The following is a 14,783-nucleotide window of genomic DNA, read 5'->3' as shown; positions in this document are numbered from 1 at the left end:
AAGCGGATGCGTTTCGTTTCGGGCGTACCTATATGCGTGATGATGCCCACGGCCCTCTACAATCGCGACATATTGCGCCTGGCCGCCTCGATCCCGCATCTAGGGCGGCTGGAGCGGGCGCAGGCGAGCGCGGAGAAAAGATCGCCGGTGTGCGGCAGTTGGGTGGCGGTAGACGTCGCCCTCGACGATGAGGGGCGGGTGGCGGCTCTGGGCCAGGAGGTGAAGGCCTGCGCGCTGGGTCAGGCGTCGGCCGCGCTGATGGGCGCGGGCGTCTTGGGTCGCGAGCCGGCGGAGTTGGTCGAGGCGCGCGACGCTCTCTCGCAATATCTCGCGGGTGCCCGCGACGAGCCCGGCGACTGGCCAGGGCTGGAGGTCTTCAGCGAGGCGCGCGCCTATAAGGCCCGCCATCCGTCGATCCTTCTCGCTTTCGAGGCGGTGGCCGAGGCGGCGGCGGAAGCCGCGCGCTGATGGCGCCCGCGTCTCCCGAAGCTGCCCAAGCCACCGAAGCCGCGGTTCTCGCCCTTCGCGACGGCGTCGTCATGCTGGGCGCGGCCATGCTGTTCGTCACCGTCTTCCGCCGCTTCGGTCTGGGTGCGGTGCTCGGCTATCTCATCGCCGGCGCGCTGGTCGGTCCCGATGGCCTCGGCCTCGTCCACGCCGGCGAGGCCCTGCTCCACATCGCCGATTTCGGCATCGTGCTTCTACTTTTCCTCGTCGGCCTGGAGCTGCATCCCAGTCGTCTCTGGCGGTTGAAGCAGGACATTTTCGGGCTCGGGCTCCTCCAGGTGACGGTCAGCGGACTGGCGCTCACTACCCTCATCTATTTCGCGACCGGCTTCACGCCCGCCGCGTCGCTCGCCATCGGCCTGCCGCTCGCGCTTTCGTCGACTGCCCAGGTCCTTCCAAGCCTCCGAACGTCGGGTGAGATCAATAGCCCGACCGGCGAGCGCGCCTTTTCCATCCTGCTGTTCCAGGACCTCTCGATCGTTCCGCTCATCACGATCACGGCCGCGCTTTCTCGCGCGCCGGCCGATCCCTCGACGCCGCCAGGCTGGCTGCTGGCTGGCTACACGGTCGCGGCGATCGTCGGGCTGGTCCTCGCCGGCCGCTTCCTGATCAACCCGCTGTTCCGCATCGTCGGCCGGGTCAGCGAGCGCGAGCTTTTCGTCGTCGCCGGGCTATTCACCGTGCTGGCCAGCGCGGCAGTCATGGAGGCGCTTCACCTGTCGACGGCGCTCGGCGCTTTTATCGCCGGTGTGATGCTCGCCGATTCGCCCTACCGGCACGAGCTGGAGGCGGATATCGAGCCCTTCCGTTCGATCCTCCTCGGCCTGTTCTTCGTCGCGGTCGGCATGATGCTCGACATCGACACAATCGTCAGCCGCCCCGCCTTCGTGATCGGCATGGCGGTCGCCTTGATCGCGGTGAAGGCGGCCGTCCTGTTCGGCCTTGCGAGGCTGTTCGGAATGGAGAACCGGCGGGCGGTGAAGCTTGGCCTTCTCCTGAGTCAGGGCGGCGAGTTCGGCTTCGTCCTGTTCGCCGCCGCCCAGTCCGCGCTCCTGATCGCGCCCGAGGCGGCCAGCCTGTTCGCCGCGATCGTCACCATCTCCATGGCGTCCACGCCCTTCCTGATGAAGTTCAACGCCTGGTTCGACCGCCGCGCGGGCGGCGGCGAGGGCGACGGGCTGGAAGGGCCCGAGGGGTCGCCCGAGGCAAGCGCCATCGTCGTGGGCTATGGCCGCTTCGGCCAGACCGTGGCGCAGATGCTGATGGCCAAGGGCATAGCGGTCACCCTCATCGACTCCAAGCCGGACCAGATCGAGCGCAGCGGCGCCTTCGGTATGAAGGTCTATTATGGCGACGGCACCCGCCTCGACCTGCTGCGCGCCGCCGGCGCGGCGGAGGCGAGGGCGCTGCTATTCTGCCAGGACGGCAATCGGCTCACCAAGGCGCGGCTGGAGCCGATCCTCGATGCGTTCCCGCAGGCGGCGGTGTTCGTGCGCGCTTTCGATCGCAAGCACATCATGGATCTCGATGGACTAGACCTCGCCGGCATCTACCGCGAAGTCTTCGAATCCGCCGTGATCATGGGCCGCGCGGCGCTCGGCCGGTTCGATCTGTCGGACGCGGAGGTGCTGCGCATCGAACGCGCCTACCGCGACCGCGACCGCGAACGGCTCGAAGGACAAAGCAGGTCCGGCGATCTCCATACGCTGAAAGAGCGCATGTTCCGGCCCGACAATCCACTTCGGGACGATGGAGCGACCTAGCTTCCTTCCGCGTCGAGGAAGCGACGCACCTCTTCCATCGCCACGGACTGGTCGACAAAGGCAGCGCCGATCCCCCTGGCGAGGACGAAGGGCAGTCGGCCTGACGCGCGCTTCTTGTCGCTCTCCATATGAGCGGCAAGCCGATCGCCGTCGGCTTCCACGCCGGCGGCGGCAAGGGTCGTCGGAAGACCCACTGACTTCAGATGGACCGCGACACTTTCCGCGTCCGTCCTGGGGCACAGACCGCGCTCGGCGGAGAAACGGAAGGCGAGTGCCATGCCTAGGGCAACGGCTTCGCCGTGCAGCAGCCTGTCCGAAAAGCCGGTCTCGGCCTCCAGCGCATGCGCGAAGGTATGGCCGAAATTGAGGAGCGCGCGCCGTCCTGTGATCTCCCGTTCGTCTTCGGCCACGATCGCCGCCTTGGCGCGAACGCTCGTCTCGATCGCATCACGCCGCGCCGCGCCGTCGCCCGCCATGAGCGCCTCGCCATGCACTTCGCACCAGGCGAAGAAGGCCGGGTCGCCGATAAGGCCGTATTTAACCACCTCGGCATAGCCCGCCCGCATTTGGCGTTCCGGCAGCGTGTCGAGCGTCGCGGGGTCGATCAGGACCGCCGCCGGCTGGTGGAAGGCGCCGACGAGGTTCTTGCCCCGCGCGGTGTTGATGGCGGTCTTCCCGCCGACCGACGAATCGACCTGCGCGAGCAGGGTGGTCGGTATCTGCACATATCGGCAGCCGCGCTTGAGGATCGCGGCTGCGAAGCCCGTCAGGTCGCCGACCACGCCGCCGCCGAACGCCACCAGATGATCGGCGCGCTCGACACCAAGCTCGATCAGCCGGTCGATGAGCCCGGTCAGTGTCGCCCAGCTCTTGCTCCCTTCGCCGGGCGGGACGATGATCGGCGCGACATTCAGGGCCCCGAGGCTCTGGAGGAATCGCTCTCCCTGGCAGGCCCACACGGTCTCGTCGCTGACCACCACCAGCCGTCCGTCTCGGGCGAAGGGAGCCAGGTGCGCGCCAGCGCGGTCCAGAAGGCCGTTGTCGATGAGCACCTTGTAGCTCCGCTTGCCGAGGGCGGCTTCGATCTCCCTCACGTCTCGGGCTCCCACTTGGCGAGCGCCTTCACGATCTCGTCGACCGCCCGCTCATGGGGGGCGGGCTGGCTGCGGATGTGAAGGTGCGCTTCGGCGTAGACCGGATTTCGTACCCCGGCGAGATCCTGGAGAAGAGGGAGGGGTTCCTTGTTCCGGAGCAACGGGCGGTGGTCGCGCCGGGACACGCGCTCGGCGAGGGTCTCGACGTCGGCGTCGAGCCAGATGACGATGCCGCGCTTCAGGATCAGCGTTCTCGTTTCGTCATTGATGAAGGCGCCACCGCCGGTCGCGATCACCCTGGGAGGCCCGTCGATCAACCGCGCGATCACCCGCCGCTCGCCGTCCCGGAAGCTGTTTTCGCCGAAGCGGTCGAAGATTTCGGCGATGCTGTGGTCCGCCGCCCGTTCGATCTCCTCGTCCGAATCGACGAACTCCAGCCCCAGCCGCCTGGCGAGACGCTTGCCCACCGTGGACTTGCCGACGCCCATCAGGCCCACAAGCACGATCGGTCGGTCGATACGGGGAAGAGCCGTGGGCATGCCGCCGGGGCTATACAGGGAGCGCCTCGCTGGGGCAAAAGGCGCGGCATGCGTAACAGATTCTCCTCTCCCCGGCGGCGCCGGTCGCCGCTTCCCGCGATCCTCATCACCCTGCTTGTCCTGATCATCGGCGGCGCGATCTGGCTTTCCACCGTCGACACCGAAGTCGCGACCACGCGAATCGAGCAGGACGTGACGAATGAAGCGCTGGCGAACTAAGCTCGCCCTGCTCGGCGGCGCCGCGGCGCTCGGCCTCGCGATTCCGGCCATTGGCCAGGAAGCGCCCGAATCGCTGCTGCCGCCGGGCTTCGGCGATCCCGAAACCTTGCCGCCGCCCGTGGAGCAACCACCCGCGCCGCCGCCGGGCACGCCCGTCGTGCCGCCGGAAATGCCGGTCGTGCAGTCGCCGACGCTTCCGATGAGCGAAGAAGAGCTGGAAGCGCTCGAGGAAGAGCTGGACCTCCCCGAGCCGATCGAGATTCCCGACGCTTCGCGCCGGCCGATCGATCTTGTCGGGCCGCTCGGTCCGCGCGAATGGGGCCTGGGCGTGGGGGCCTTCGGCGACGCCAATGGGCGCTATCTTTCGACGTTGATGCGGCGCCTCGACGCGCCGCTGCCGTCGCGCTGGACGCAGATATTGCTGCGGCGTGCGCTGCTCTCTCGCGTGCCCGCGCCTTCTTTCGTTCACCCGGTCGACTGGGTGGCCGAGCGTGCGTGGCTGCTGCTGCGAATGGGCGAGGCGGATGGGGCGCGGATGCTGACCCAGGCGGTCGACGTGGACCGTTTCACCTCGAAGATGTTCGCCATCTCGGTGCAGACCGCTCTCGCCACCGCCGATCCCGCGGGCCTCTGCCCGCTGATCGAGCCCGGCCGCGAGACTTCGGACGAGTCCGTCTGGTTGCTGGGCGATGCCATGTGTGCCGCGCTGGCAGGGGACGCGAACCGGGCGAGCGAACTGATCGACCGGGCGCGGAGCCGCGGCCGCGTCGGCGGCATCGACCTCAGCCTTGCCGAGAAGGTGATCGGTGCGGGCACCAACACCCGCCGGGCCGTCACCATCGAGTGGGAGGACGTGGACGAGATCAACAGCTGGCGCTTCGGTCTTGCCAGCGCCACGGGCATCGAGGTTCCGGACCGGCTGATGAATCTCGCTGGCCCGCATGTCCGCGCCTGGAAGGCGAGGGCGCCGATGCTGCCGATCGATCAGCGCGTGGAGGCCGCGCAATGGGCGGCGTCGCTCGGAGTGTTCTCCAACGCTTCGCTGGTCGAGATGCACAGCCTGATCGCAGACACGACCGACCCTTCGGAAATCATGGAGTCGGTCGGCGGCCGTTTGCGCCAGACCTATGTCGCCCGAACCCCCGAGGCACGCATGGAAGCGATGCGGGGCCTCTGGGAGGATGCCGAGACTCCGGTCCAGCGCCACGCCCGCCATATCCTGACCGCTTCGGCGGCGGCGCGGATGGTGCCGTCGGAGGCGCTGGCCGGGGACACCGAGGACCTGATCGCGTCGATGCTGACCGCGGGCTATGACGAGCGGGCCGCGAGATGGGGGAATATCGTCGGCGCCATGGACGACGGCGAAGCGGACGGCGCCTGGGCGTTGCTCGCCGTCGCGTCGGAGCGGCCCGCGGTCGACCTCGGTTTCGGTCGGATCGAGGCCTTCACGGACCGCGACGACAGCGAGGACGGATTGCGCTCGAAGGTGCTGCTGGCGGCCCTCGCGGGGCTGGACCGGATGGGCGCCAACGACCAGTCCAGGCTGGCGAATGCGCTGGGCGTGCAGCTCGACGCGGAGAATGCATGGACCCAGGCGCTGGAGCGGGCGGTGCGGGCGCGCCAGCCGGGCACGGTCGCCCTACTCGCCGGCGTCGGCATGCAGACGGGCGGCTGGCGCGGCGTTCCGCCCGAACATCTCTACCGCATCGTCAGCGCCCTGAGGCGCGTCGGGCTCGATTATTACGCGCGGATGATCGCCGCCGAGGCGCTGGCGCGACTGTGACCGGCGGACACGAGGATCGGCAGCTCATCGCCGCCTTCCTCGAGATGATGGCGGCCGAGGCCGGCGCGGCGCGCAACACCTTGCTCGCCTATGAGCGCGACCTGCGCGGCGCTTCCGACCTGCTGGAAGGCGGACTCGGCTCGGCTTCGTCGGCGCGGCTAAAGGGCCTCGGCGAGGCCTGGCTTCCGCTCAAGCGCGCGACGGTGGCGAGGAAGGCCGCCGCGCTTCGTCGCTTCTTCGCCTTCCTCGCCGACGAGGGCCTGCGCCCCGACGATCCGTCAGCCGCGCTGCCAAGACCCGGGAGCGAGCGACCGCTGCCCAAAATCCTCGATCACGCCTCGGTCGACGCCCTGTTCCGGGAGATCGAGCGGCGCAAGAACGAGAAGGGAGACGCAGCCGCCCTGCGCATGGCGGCCCTCGTCGAGCTGCTCTACGGATCGGGTCTTCGCGCGACCGAGCTCGTATCGCTCCCGCGCAATGCCGTCACGGCCGACAAGCCCTTCCTCATCCTGCGCGGAAAAGGCGGGCGGGAACGGCTGGTCCCGATCTCCGATCGTGCCCGCGCCGCTGTCGCCGAATGGGCCGCACTGGTGCCGAAGGCGTCGCTCTGGCTCTTTCCTTCGGGCAAGAAGCATCTCAGCCGCGTTCGCCTTTATCAGCTCCTGAAGGCGCTCGCCGCCGACGCCGGCATTCCGCCCGAGCGTATCAGCCCTCACGTCCTCCGCCATGCCTTCGCCACGCATCTTCTCGAAGGCGGGGCCGACTTGCGCGCGCTGCAGATGCTGCTCGGTCATGCCGATATCGCGACGACCCAGATCTACACACACGTCGACAGCCGGCGCCTCATAGACCTCGTCAACAGCCGCCACCCGCTCGTTGACGCCGCGTCCAAAGCCACCTAACCCGCCGGGCTCATGGCGACCTTTCTCGACTTCGAAAAACCCATTGCCGAGCTCGACGCCCGCGTCCGCGAGCTGCGCGACACGGCCGAGGCCGGCGAGCTCAACATCGATTCCGAGATCGAGAAGCTTCAGGCCAAGTCCGAGAAGCTGCTGCGCGAGACGTACGGCAAGCTGACGCCCTGGCAGAAGACGCAGGTAGCGCGTCATCCCGAGCGGCCGCACTTCAAGGATTATGTCGCAGGGCTGGTCGAGGACTTCGTGCCGCTGTCGGGCGACCGCGCCTTCGGCAACGACCAGGCGATCATCGGCGGCCTCGGCCGGCTCGACGGCCGCAAGATCATGCTGATCGGCCACGAGAAGGGCGACGACACGGCCAGCCGCCTCAAGCACAATTTCGGCATGGCCAAGCCCGAAGGTTATCGGAAGGCCATCCGCCTGATGCGGCTCGCCGACCGCTTCGGCCTGCCGGTGGTGACCCTGGTCGACACGCCCGGCGCCTTTCCCGGCGTTCAGGCGGAAGAGCGCGGCCAGGCGGAGGCCATCGCCCGTTCGACCGAGGAGTGCCTCGCCTTGTCCGTTCCCGTTGTCGCCGCGATCGTCGGAGAGGGCGGATCGGGCGGCGCCATCGCGCTCGCCGCCGCCAACCGGGTGCTGATGATGGAGCATTCCGTTTATGCCGTGATATCGCCCGAAGGCTGCGCCTCCATCCTCTGGCGGACGGCTGAGAAAGCGGCGGACGCCGCCGAGGCGATGCGCGTCACCGCCGGCGACTTGAAGGATCTCGGCGTGATCGACCGGATCGTGCCGGAGCCCCTGGGCGGTGCCCACCGCGCGCCGACCGAAGCCACGGTCGCCCTCGGTGCGATCATCGGGGAGGAACTCGACAGCCTCGCCGCCCTTTCACCGCAAGAGGTCCGCGCCCAGCGTCGCGCCAAGTTCCTGGCCGTCGCCTAGGCGTCTGCGGGCGCAAGGAACCTCGTCGTTGGTTTCGTGTTCATTTCGGAACGCTATCGTTCCGGCGAACAGGAGTACCGATCCCATGAAATTCAAGATGCTGCTGGCGCTGACCGCGTCCTTCACGACCATCGGTTGCGCCACCGGCGGCCTGACGGGGCAGGGGGACAGCCGCTCCATCTCGCAAAGTGCCCGACAATCCGCGGCGCAACAGCATCCCGAGGTCGTCGCGGAATTCGGCGGCACGGTGGACGCGAACCGCAACGCCTATGTCGCCGGCGTCGGCAGCAAGGTAGCCGTGCAGTCGGGCATCCAGGGCGCCGGCAGCGGCGCCTATACGATCACGACCTTGAACTCGCCGGTGCTCAACGCCTTCGCGGTGCCTGGCGGCTATGTCTATGTGACGCGCCAGCTGGTCGGCCTGATGGACGACGAAGCAGAACTTGCCTCGGTGCTTGGCCATGAGATCGGCCACATCGCCGCCGACCATTCGCGCGGCCGGCAGAATCGAGGCATTCTGACGCAGCTCGGCGCGCTTGCAATCGGCGTGCTCACCGGATCCGGCGACCTCGCACAGCTTGCCGGGACAGTGGGGCAGGGCCTATTCCTGAGCTACTCGCGCAGCCAGGAATATGAGGCCGACGCGCTCGGCATCCGGTACATGACGGCTGCAGGCTACGACGCCAACGCCTCGGCCAGCTTACTGGCCTCGCTCGGCGCGGCCGAGGCTCTCGACAGCCGCATTGCCGGGAACGACCAGCGCTCGGTGCCGAGCTGGGCCCGGACTCATCCGTTGAGCGACGATCGGGTGCAGCGCGCCAATGCGCTTGCCAGCCAGGTCCAGCGCGCCGGCGCCGGTGTCCGCAACCGCGACCAGCTCCTGAACGCGATCGACGGCATGACCTGGGACGACGATCCGGCGCAGGGCGTGGTGAGGGGCAACCGCTTCCTTCACCCGGACCTCCGCCTCGAATTCTCGGTGCCGCAGGGATATGGCATCCAGAACGGATCGAGCGCGGTCAGCATCACCGGCTCCAACGGCCAGGCGCAGTTTTCGGGCGGCCCGCTCGGCGGCGGCCTCGACGCCTATATCGGTCAGGTCTTCCAGGCTCTCGCGGGCGGTCAGGCGCAGATCAATTTCCCGCCGCCCCAGACGACGACCGTCAATGGCATTACCGCCGCCTACTCGACAGCGCGGGCGTCGACCAGGCAGGGCCAGCTCGACGTGACCGTCTTCGCTTATCAATGGGATTCGAACACCGCCTATCATTTCGCGATGATTACGCCCGCGGGCAGCGGCCTCGGGCCGTTCGGATCGATGGTCGGCTCGCTCGATCGCCTGAGCGCGAGCGAGGCGGCGGCTATTCGGCCACGGGTGATCGACGTGGTGACGGTGAAGGCGAGCGATACGGTCCAGTCGCTCGCCGGCCGCATGGCCTATGACGACTACAAGCTTGAACGCTTCCTGGTGCTCAACTCGCTGAGCGCGAACAGTCAGTTGTCACCGGGAAGCAAGGTAAAGCTCGTCGTCTACGGGAATCGATAAAAAAGGGCGGCGGAGACAAGCTCCGCCGCCCTTCGTCTTCTCGTCCCGACCTGGTTAGTCGGCGGCGACGACCGTGTTGCGATCGTTCATCTCGCCTTCCACAGCATTGAAGGTCTCGGCGAGCTCGCCGCCGAGGTTCGACATGGCGGTGATGGCGGCGACGGCGATGAGGGCGGCGATCAGGCCGTACTCAATAGCGGTGGCGCCTTTTTCGTTCTTGATGAGCTTCTTGAAGAATTTCATTTCCGGTCTCCTGTTCCATCGCATAGGAAGTCCACACTTCCCTGCCCCTCTCCGTTCTCGAATGGTGGAGCGAGCAGTTTCGCCTTTTAGGATCGAGAAGTTTTCAAATTCTTAATCCGCAACGAGGGCTGGCCTGGGGTCCTCGACCTTGTCGGACACGTCGTTCCACATCGTCGTCGTGGTTTCGGCGAGCACACCGAGAGCCCCGATCATTGCCAGCACGACCAGCGAGACGATCAGCCCATATTCAATGGCGGTCGCGCCGCGTTCGTCGCTGAGCAATGTTGATGTCCGGCGCACCATTTCGTACCCCCACATGGGCGGGATATGAGGTCCCTCATTCGAGGGGAATATCGCGTTGCGTCGTTAACAAAATCCTAGCGTGAAGGCCCTTGGTGGAAAATAATCCGACAATGACGGTCGTGGCCGCGGCTCTGATCGACACCGAGGGGAGGGTGCTTCTCCAGCAGCGCGCGGCCCACCGGGCGATGGCCGGCCTGTGGGAGTTTCCGGGCGGCAAGGTCGAGCGGGGCGAGCTTCCCGAAACCGCTCTTGCCCGGGAGCTCAAGGAGGAGCTCGGCATCGACACCGACGCCGCGCGCCTGGCTCCGGCGACCTTCGCCAGCGCCGACGTCGCCGGGCGTCACATGATTCTCCTGCTCTATATCTGTCGTGAATGGCATGGGGAGCCGAAGCCGCTCGATGCCTCCGGACTGCAATGGGTGCGCCCTCGTGAAATGTCCGTCCTTCCCATGCCGCCCGCCGACAAGCCACTGATCGCCTTGCTCGATGCGCTCATCTAGCTTTCAAGGCGTCCGCCAGTGACGTCGTTGCGCTGCCGCGCCGCGCCGGTCGCGGTTGATCGGCGGAAGGAGACCAGCCGGTCAGGTAGACGATTTCGAACCGTTCGACCGTCTTGCCGTCGTCTTCGGCGTGACGGCCGAACGCGACGGTTGCCGCGGCCAGCCCGAGGCGGCCGATCGGCCGCCGCGACCGTGAAGCGAGGATGTTTGTCGCGCCCATCGCTCGCAGGTCGCGAATCAGGCGCCCGAAGCTCGAGAAGCGGATGTGGATGCCTGCAGCGTCGGCCACCGGCAAGGCAAAGCCCGCGCGAGTGAGGAGATCACCCGCGGCCCGCACATCGATCTGGGGATGGATGTGCGGCGAGGCGGGGGTGCCTTCGGCTTCCTCGGCTGCATTCATTGCGTCTCTGAGACGCGGCAGGCTGCCGGCTCCCGTGAAGGCGGCGAGGAAGAGGCCGTCGGGCCGTAGGGCGCGGCGGATGAGCGCGAGCGCGCCCGGCAGATCGTTGACACTGTCGAGCACGCCGACGGATGTGACCAGATCGAAAGCCGCGTCGGCGAAAGGGAGCCGGTCTTCGTCGCATTGGACACCATTCGCGGCGCTCGCGAACGACGCACCGGCGTCGGCGGAGACGACCGTCAATCCTCTTGCCCGGAGTCGCTCCGAGAGGAAGCCGTCGCCGCAGCCCAGGTCGAGCGCGTCGCGAAAGTCGCGCTTCACGAGATCGAGCCGGTCGAGCAGTTCCTCCGACGCCATCCGATGGAGGTAATCCGCGTTCGTGAATTGCCCGGCGGCGCAGTCGCGGCGAAGGCGGCGAAGGCGGCGGTCGAAGGGAATATCGGGGTCCACGGCCAGGCTTGTGCAGCGGCAAGGCCTGGGGGACAAGGGCCGCCATGCATGCGACGGTGAAAGCGACGCACGGCGTCGTCCGCCAGATTCTGGATTTCGCACTGCCGCCGCGCTGCGCCAGTTGGGCGTGGTCGCGGAAGCTGTGCGCCGTTTCTGCCTCAATTGCTGGCAAGACCTGCATTTTCTGGGCGAGCCCTGCTGCATGCGCTGCGGTCTGCCGCCAGCGCCGCCGATGCCGAATGCGGCGCCTGCCTCGCCCATCCGCCGGAATATGACCGTGCCCGCGCCGCCGTCGCCTATGGCGATATCGCGCGTCGTGTCGTGTTGAAGCTCAAATATAGCGGCCGGCCCGGCGTTGCCGAGACGCTGGCTCATTTCATGTACCGCCATCTGGGCGGGGACGCAGAGACCCTTCTCGCGCCGGTTCCACTTCATCGGTGGCGGATCTGGAAGCGGGGCTACAACCAATCGGCTCTTATCGCCGGCGCGCTGGCGAAGCGGAGCGGGCTGCCCTGCGAACTGGGCCTCCTCGAGCGCGTCAAGGCCACACCTCCGCTCAAGGGCAAAGGGCCACGCGAGCGCGCGCTGACCGTGCGCGGCGCCTTCCGCGTGCCCGCGAGAATGAAGCCGCGCCTGAACGGAAGGACCGTGCTGCTGATCGACGACGTCTATACGACGGGCGCGACGGTAAGCGTTTGCGCCAAGGCGCTGAAGCGAGTGGGCGCGGCGCGGGTGGACATATTATGCTGGGCGCGGGTTGTTCGAGCGGACGATTGACAAGCCGGCGGTAGCCGCCACAGGTCGATCGAAAGGAGCTAGTACGATCAATGCCCCGCGTCGAAATCTACAGCAAATTCCTCTGTGCATATTGCTTCCGCGCCAAAAGGTTGCTGGAGGGCAAGGGCACGTCGTTCGAGGAATATGACATCACCATGGGCGGCGAGAAGCGCGCTGAGATGATCCAGCGTGCGAATGGCCGCACCACCGTCCCCCAAATCTTCATCGACGACCGCCATATCGGCGGCTTCGACGATCTTGCCGCGCTCGACCGCGACGGCAAGCTCGACCCGCTGCTCGAGGCCTGAATGCGCATCGCACTCTATCAGACGCAGACGGGCCCGGACCCGGGGACGAACGGGCGCGATCTGGTGCGCGCGATCGCCGAGGCGGCGAAGGGCGGCGCGGTCATGCTGTTCACGCCGGAGATGAGCGGCCTGCTCGATCGCGACCGCGAGCGGGCGGCGCGGCACCTCAGGGATGAGGCGTCCGACACGGTCCTCGCGACCGTGCGCGCCGCAGCGGCGGAAAATGGCATCTGGGTCCATCTCGGCTCGCTTGCCCTCGCGCAGGAAAACGACGACGGACGACTGGTCAATCGCGGCTTCCTGATCGACGACCGGGGCGACATCCGCGCGCGCTATGACAAGATCCATCTCTTCGACGTCGACCTTCCGACCGGCGAGAGCTGGCGCGAATCCGTCGCCTATGCGAGCGGGACACGGGGCGTCGCTGTCGAGACGCCGCTCGGGCTGATGGGCCTCTCCATCTGCTACGACCTGCGCTTTCCCGACCTGTATCGGGCGCTGAGCAATGCCGGCGCCACCATCCTCAGCATTCCGGCGGCCTTTACGGTTCCGACCGGCGAGGCGCATTGGCATGTGCTGTTGCGTGCGCGGGCGATCGAGGCCGGCGTGTTCGTGGTCGCGGCCGCCCAGACGGGGCGCCATGAGGACGGCCGCGAGACCTATGGTCATTCGCTGGTCGTCGACCCCTGGGGGAAGGTGTTGCTGGATATGGGTACGGAGCCGGGGCTCGGCTTCGCGGACATCGATACCGCCGAGGTGGACACGGTGCGGGAGCGCCTTCCGGCGATCCGGCACCGTCGTCCTATCGACCCACCGGACATCGTCCGATGATCGTATTCGATCTTAAATGCACCTCCCAAGGCCACGTTTTCGAAGCCTGGTTCGGATCCAGCGAGGCGTTCGAGGAGCAACGCGGGCGTGGACTGGTCGAATGTCCGCTCTGCGGCTCGCGCGATGTCGCGAAGGCGGTCATGGCGCCGCGGGTGGGGCCGAAGGGCAATCGCGGCGGCGCGGCGACGGAAGCTTTCTCGTCCGATCCGGAAGCGGTGAAGGCGATGATGGCGTCGATCGCCGAGACGCAGAAGAAGATGCTGGAAGGCTCGGATTTCGTAGGCGACCGCTTCGCCGACGAGGCGCGCGCCATCCATCTCGGCGAGGCAGATGCCCGATCGATCCACGGGCAGGCAACCAAGGCGCAGACGGACAGCCTGATAGAGGACGGAATCAAGGTCGCGCCGCTGCCCTTCCCGGTCGTCGAGCCCAGCCGCGAGAATTGACCGGACGCGCAGCCCGTCCTAACCAGCCAGCCGGTCGGCCCCGTAGCTCAGCAGGATAGAGCAACTGATTCCTAATCAGTAGGCCACAGGTTCGAATCCTGTCGGGGTCACCATCCTGCAAGCCGACAGCGACGCCGTTGTGGGAAAAGCGGGAATGCCCTAAAAGAAGCAGCGCATATCGTCAGCCGGTTGGCGAATATCATGGGGCATTTGATGAATTCGAAGAAACTCGCCATAGTCGCCGTGGCATCCGCGCTGGTGGTCGCCCCAGTGGCGGCGACAGCGCAAGACGCGACTCGTGGAAGTGGGCCGGGCGTCGTCCAATATGCTCTGGGCGCGGCGTTCGCGGCGTTGCTCATCTACGGCATCTACGATGTCCTCATCGATGATGATGATGATGACGATGCGCGGCCGGTCAGCCCGTGACCTGGGGCGATCGGCCTGACAGCCATTTCTGAAATGAACGAGGTCTGCTGGCACTGAAATCCGTTCGTGCTAGGGAAGCGCCATGACCAGTTCACCGGATGACGGCGATCTTTATCGCTCGCCCAAGAAAGTCGCTGTGCCGCAGGAAGTGCAGGAAGCTGTGCGCACGCTCATTCGCTGGGCCGGCGACGATCCGGACCGTGAAGGCCTGCTTGATACTCCGGCGCGGGTCGCGCGCGCCTGGAAGGAATATGCGCAGGGCTACGCTGAAGATCCGGCCGTCCATCTCAGCCGCACCTTCGAAGAAGTGGGCGGCTACGACGAGATCGTCCTGTTGAAGGACATCCCTTTTCAGTCCCACTGCGAACATCATCTGGCGCCGATCATCGGCAAGGCGTCGATCGCCTATCTGCCGGGGGACCGGGTGGTAGGTATTTCGAAGCTGGCCCGCGTGCTGCATGGCTTCGCCCGCCGCCTTCAGGTTCAGGAACGGCTGACCGCCGAAGTGGCGGACTGCATCTGGGAGCATCTGCAGCCGCAGGGCGTCGCCGTCGTCATCGAGGCGAGCCACGCCTGCATGACCGCGCGAGGCGTGCGCACGCCGGGCGTGATGATGACCACCAGCCGCATGATGGGCGTTTTCCGGGAAGACGAGCGGAGCCGCCGCGAAGTGTTAGCCCTGATGGGCTACTAGTCGCCCTGCCGCCGCCGCTACGTCGACGGAATCGCGCTTTTCGTCGTTCGCCATGTCGTTTCGCAGCAGGATTGACCATCCCGGCCGAAAGGCCGGCG

Annotated in this window: 20 protein-coding genes and 1 tRNA gene; 16 read left to right on the top strand and 5 right to left on the bottom strand. The window is 67.0% G+C overall.

Features of this window, described 5'->3' with window-relative positions:
* Nucleotides 1-42: 42 nt before the first annotated feature.
* Together VIR62_RS03345 and VIR62_RS03340 are read left to right on the top strand one after the other, a co-directional pair.
* Complete coding sequence (locus VIR62_RS03345; RefSeq protein ID WP_431868706.1) at nucleotides 43-468, top strand: iron-sulfur cluster assembly scaffold protein; 426 nt, start codon at nucleotides 43-45, stop codon at nucleotides 466-468.
* Entirely contained in the window at nucleotides 468-2,270 is a 1,803-nt protein-coding gene (locus tag VIR62_RS03340) for a monovalent cation:proton antiporter-2 (CPA2) family protein (protein ID WP_431868670.1), read from the top strand. Before VIR62_RS03345 ends, VIR62_RS03340 begins: the two co-directional genes overlap by 1 nt.
* Here VIR62_RS03340 and aroB read toward each other — a convergent pair.
* Nucleotides 2,267-3,364, bottom strand: coding sequence for a 3-dehydroquinate synthase (aroB, locus tag VIR62_RS03335; RefSeq protein ID WP_431868669.1), 1,098 nt, complete (start codon nucleotides 3,362-3,364; stop codon nucleotides 2,267-2,269). The genes VIR62_RS03340 and aroB overlap by 4 nt on opposite strands.
* Nucleotides 3,361-3,903: a shikimate kinase gene (locus VIR62_RS03330; RefSeq protein WP_431868668.1), complete on the bottom strand. Its 543-nt coding sequence runs from the start codon at nucleotides 3,901-3,903 to the stop codon at nucleotides 3,361-3,363. The genes aroB and VIR62_RS03330 overlap by 4 nt, the downstream gene beginning before the upstream one ends.
* 48 nt (nucleotides 3,904-3,951) lie before the next feature.
* On the opposite strand from VIR62_RS03330, the gene VIR62_RS03325 reads away from it, so the two are divergent.
* From VIR62_RS03325 to VIR62_RS03305, 5 genes are all read left to right on the top strand, one after another.
* Nucleotides 3,952-4,122: a hypothetical protein gene (locus VIR62_RS03325; RefSeq protein ID WP_431868666.1), complete on the top strand. Its 171-nt coding sequence runs from the start codon at nucleotides 3,952-3,954 to the stop codon at nucleotides 4,120-4,122.
* On the top strand, nucleotides 4,103-5,905 hold the full coding sequence (locus VIR62_RS03320) for a hypothetical protein (RefSeq protein WP_431868664.1): 1,803 nt from the start codon (nucleotides 4,103-4,105) through the stop codon (nucleotides 5,903-5,905). The genes VIR62_RS03325 and VIR62_RS03320 overlap by 20 nt, the downstream gene beginning before the upstream one ends.
* 44 nt (nucleotides 5,906-5,949) lie before the next feature.
* Nucleotides 5,950-6,807, top strand: a complete 858-nt coding sequence (locus tag VIR62_RS03315) for a tyrosine-type recombinase/integrase (protein WP_431868705.1) — start codon at nucleotides 5,950-5,952, stop codon at nucleotides 6,805-6,807.
* Between the two features lie 12 nt (nucleotides 6,808-6,819).
* Complete coding sequence (locus VIR62_RS03310; protein ID WP_431868662.1) at nucleotides 6,820-7,761, top strand: acetyl-CoA carboxylase carboxyltransferase subunit alpha; 942 nt, start codon at nucleotides 6,820-6,822, stop codon at nucleotides 7,759-7,761.
* An 85-nt stretch (nucleotides 7,762-7,846) separates the two neighbouring features.
* Nucleotides 7,847-9,307 (top strand): M48 family metalloprotease, encoded by a 1,461-nt coding sequence (locus VIR62_RS03305; RefSeq protein WP_431868660.1) that lies wholly within the window; start codon nucleotides 7,847-7,849, stop codon nucleotides 9,305-9,307.
* 54 nt (nucleotides 9,308-9,361) lie between these two features.
* Here VIR62_RS03305 and VIR62_RS03300 read toward each other — a convergent pair whose 3' ends face one another.
* Nucleotides 9,362-9,550, bottom strand: coding sequence for a Flp family type IVb pilin (locus VIR62_RS03300; RefSeq protein WP_431868658.1), 189 nt, complete (start codon nucleotides 9,548-9,550; stop codon nucleotides 9,362-9,364).
* A 111-nt stretch (nucleotides 9,551-9,661) separates the two neighbouring features.
* A complete protein-coding gene (locus tag VIR62_RS03295; protein ID WP_431868656.1) occupies nucleotides 9,662-9,853 on the bottom strand; it encodes a Flp family type IVb pilin in 192 nt (63 codons plus the stop codon).
* A 110-nt stretch (nucleotides 9,854-9,963) separates the two neighbouring features.
* Between VIR62_RS03295 and VIR62_RS03290 the strand changes: the two genes are divergently transcribed.
* The gene (locus VIR62_RS03290; RefSeq protein ID WP_431868654.1) at nucleotides 9,964-10,353 is read left to right on the top strand and encodes a (deoxy)nucleoside triphosphate pyrophosphohydrolase; all 390 of its coding nucleotides are present in this window, start codon (nucleotides 9,964-9,966) and stop codon (nucleotides 10,351-10,353) included.
* Here VIR62_RS03290 and VIR62_RS03285 read toward each other — a convergent pair.
* Nucleotides 10,346-11,203, bottom strand: coding sequence for a class I SAM-dependent methyltransferase (locus VIR62_RS03285; RefSeq protein WP_431868652.1), 858 nt, complete (start codon nucleotides 11,201-11,203; stop codon nucleotides 10,346-10,348). The genes VIR62_RS03290 and VIR62_RS03285 overlap by 8 nt on opposite strands.
* On the opposite strand from VIR62_RS03285, the gene VIR62_RS03280 reads away from it, so the two are divergent.
* The 8 genes from VIR62_RS03280 to folE all read left to right on the top strand — a co-directional run bounded on the left by VIR62_RS03280 (nucleotide 11,133) and on the right by folE (nucleotide 14,685).
* Nucleotides 11,133-11,531: a double zinc ribbon domain-containing protein gene (locus VIR62_RS03280; protein ID WP_431868650.1), complete on the top strand. Its 399-nt coding sequence runs from the start codon at nucleotides 11,133-11,135 to the stop codon at nucleotides 11,529-11,531. The genes VIR62_RS03285 and VIR62_RS03280 overlap by 71 nt on opposite strands.
* Nucleotides 11,532-11,581: 50 nt before the next feature.
* On the top strand, nucleotides 11,582-11,980 hold the full coding sequence (locus tag VIR62_RS03275) for a ComF family protein (RefSeq protein ID WP_431868703.1): 399 nt from the start codon (nucleotides 11,582-11,584) through the stop codon (nucleotides 11,978-11,980).
* 50 nt (nucleotides 11,981-12,030) lie between these two features.
* Nucleotides 12,031-12,288: a glutaredoxin 3 gene (grxC, locus tag VIR62_RS03270; protein ID WP_431868648.1), complete on the top strand. Its 258-nt coding sequence runs from the start codon at nucleotides 12,031-12,033 to the stop codon at nucleotides 12,286-12,288.
* Nucleotides 12,289-13,119, top strand: coding sequence for a carbon-nitrogen hydrolase family protein (locus VIR62_RS03265; RefSeq protein ID WP_431868646.1), 831 nt, complete (start codon nucleotides 12,289-12,291; stop codon nucleotides 13,117-13,119). It abuts the gene before it with no gap.
* Nucleotides 13,116-13,565, top strand: a complete 450-nt coding sequence (locus VIR62_RS03260) for a DUF1178 family protein (RefSeq protein WP_431868645.1) — start codon at nucleotides 13,116-13,118, stop codon at nucleotides 13,563-13,565. Before VIR62_RS03265 ends, VIR62_RS03260 begins: the two co-directional genes overlap by 4 nt.
* A gap of 36 nt (nucleotides 13,566-13,601) precedes the next feature.
* Nucleotides 13,602-13,678: transfer RNA gene (locus VIR62_RS03255), tRNA-Arg, on the top strand.
* A 100-nt stretch (nucleotides 13,679-13,778) separates the two neighbouring features.
* Nucleotides 13,779-13,991, top strand: coding sequence for a hypothetical protein (locus VIR62_RS03250; protein WP_431868643.1), 213 nt, complete (start codon nucleotides 13,779-13,781; stop codon nucleotides 13,989-13,991).
* 82 nt (nucleotides 13,992-14,073) lie between these two features.
* Nucleotides 14,074-14,685, top strand: a complete 612-nt coding sequence (folE, locus tag VIR62_RS03245; RefSeq protein ID WP_431868641.1) for a GTP cyclohydrolase I FolE — start codon at nucleotides 14,074-14,076, stop codon at nucleotides 14,683-14,685.
* Nucleotides 14,686-14,783: the final 98 nt, after the last annotated feature.

Source organism: Allosphingosinicella sp. (assembly GCF_036570505.1).
GTDB lineage: Bacteria > Pseudomonadota > Alphaproteobacteria > Sphingomonadales > Sphingomonadaceae > Allosphingosinicella.
This window is presented reverse-complemented; position numbering and strand designations above follow the sequence as displayed.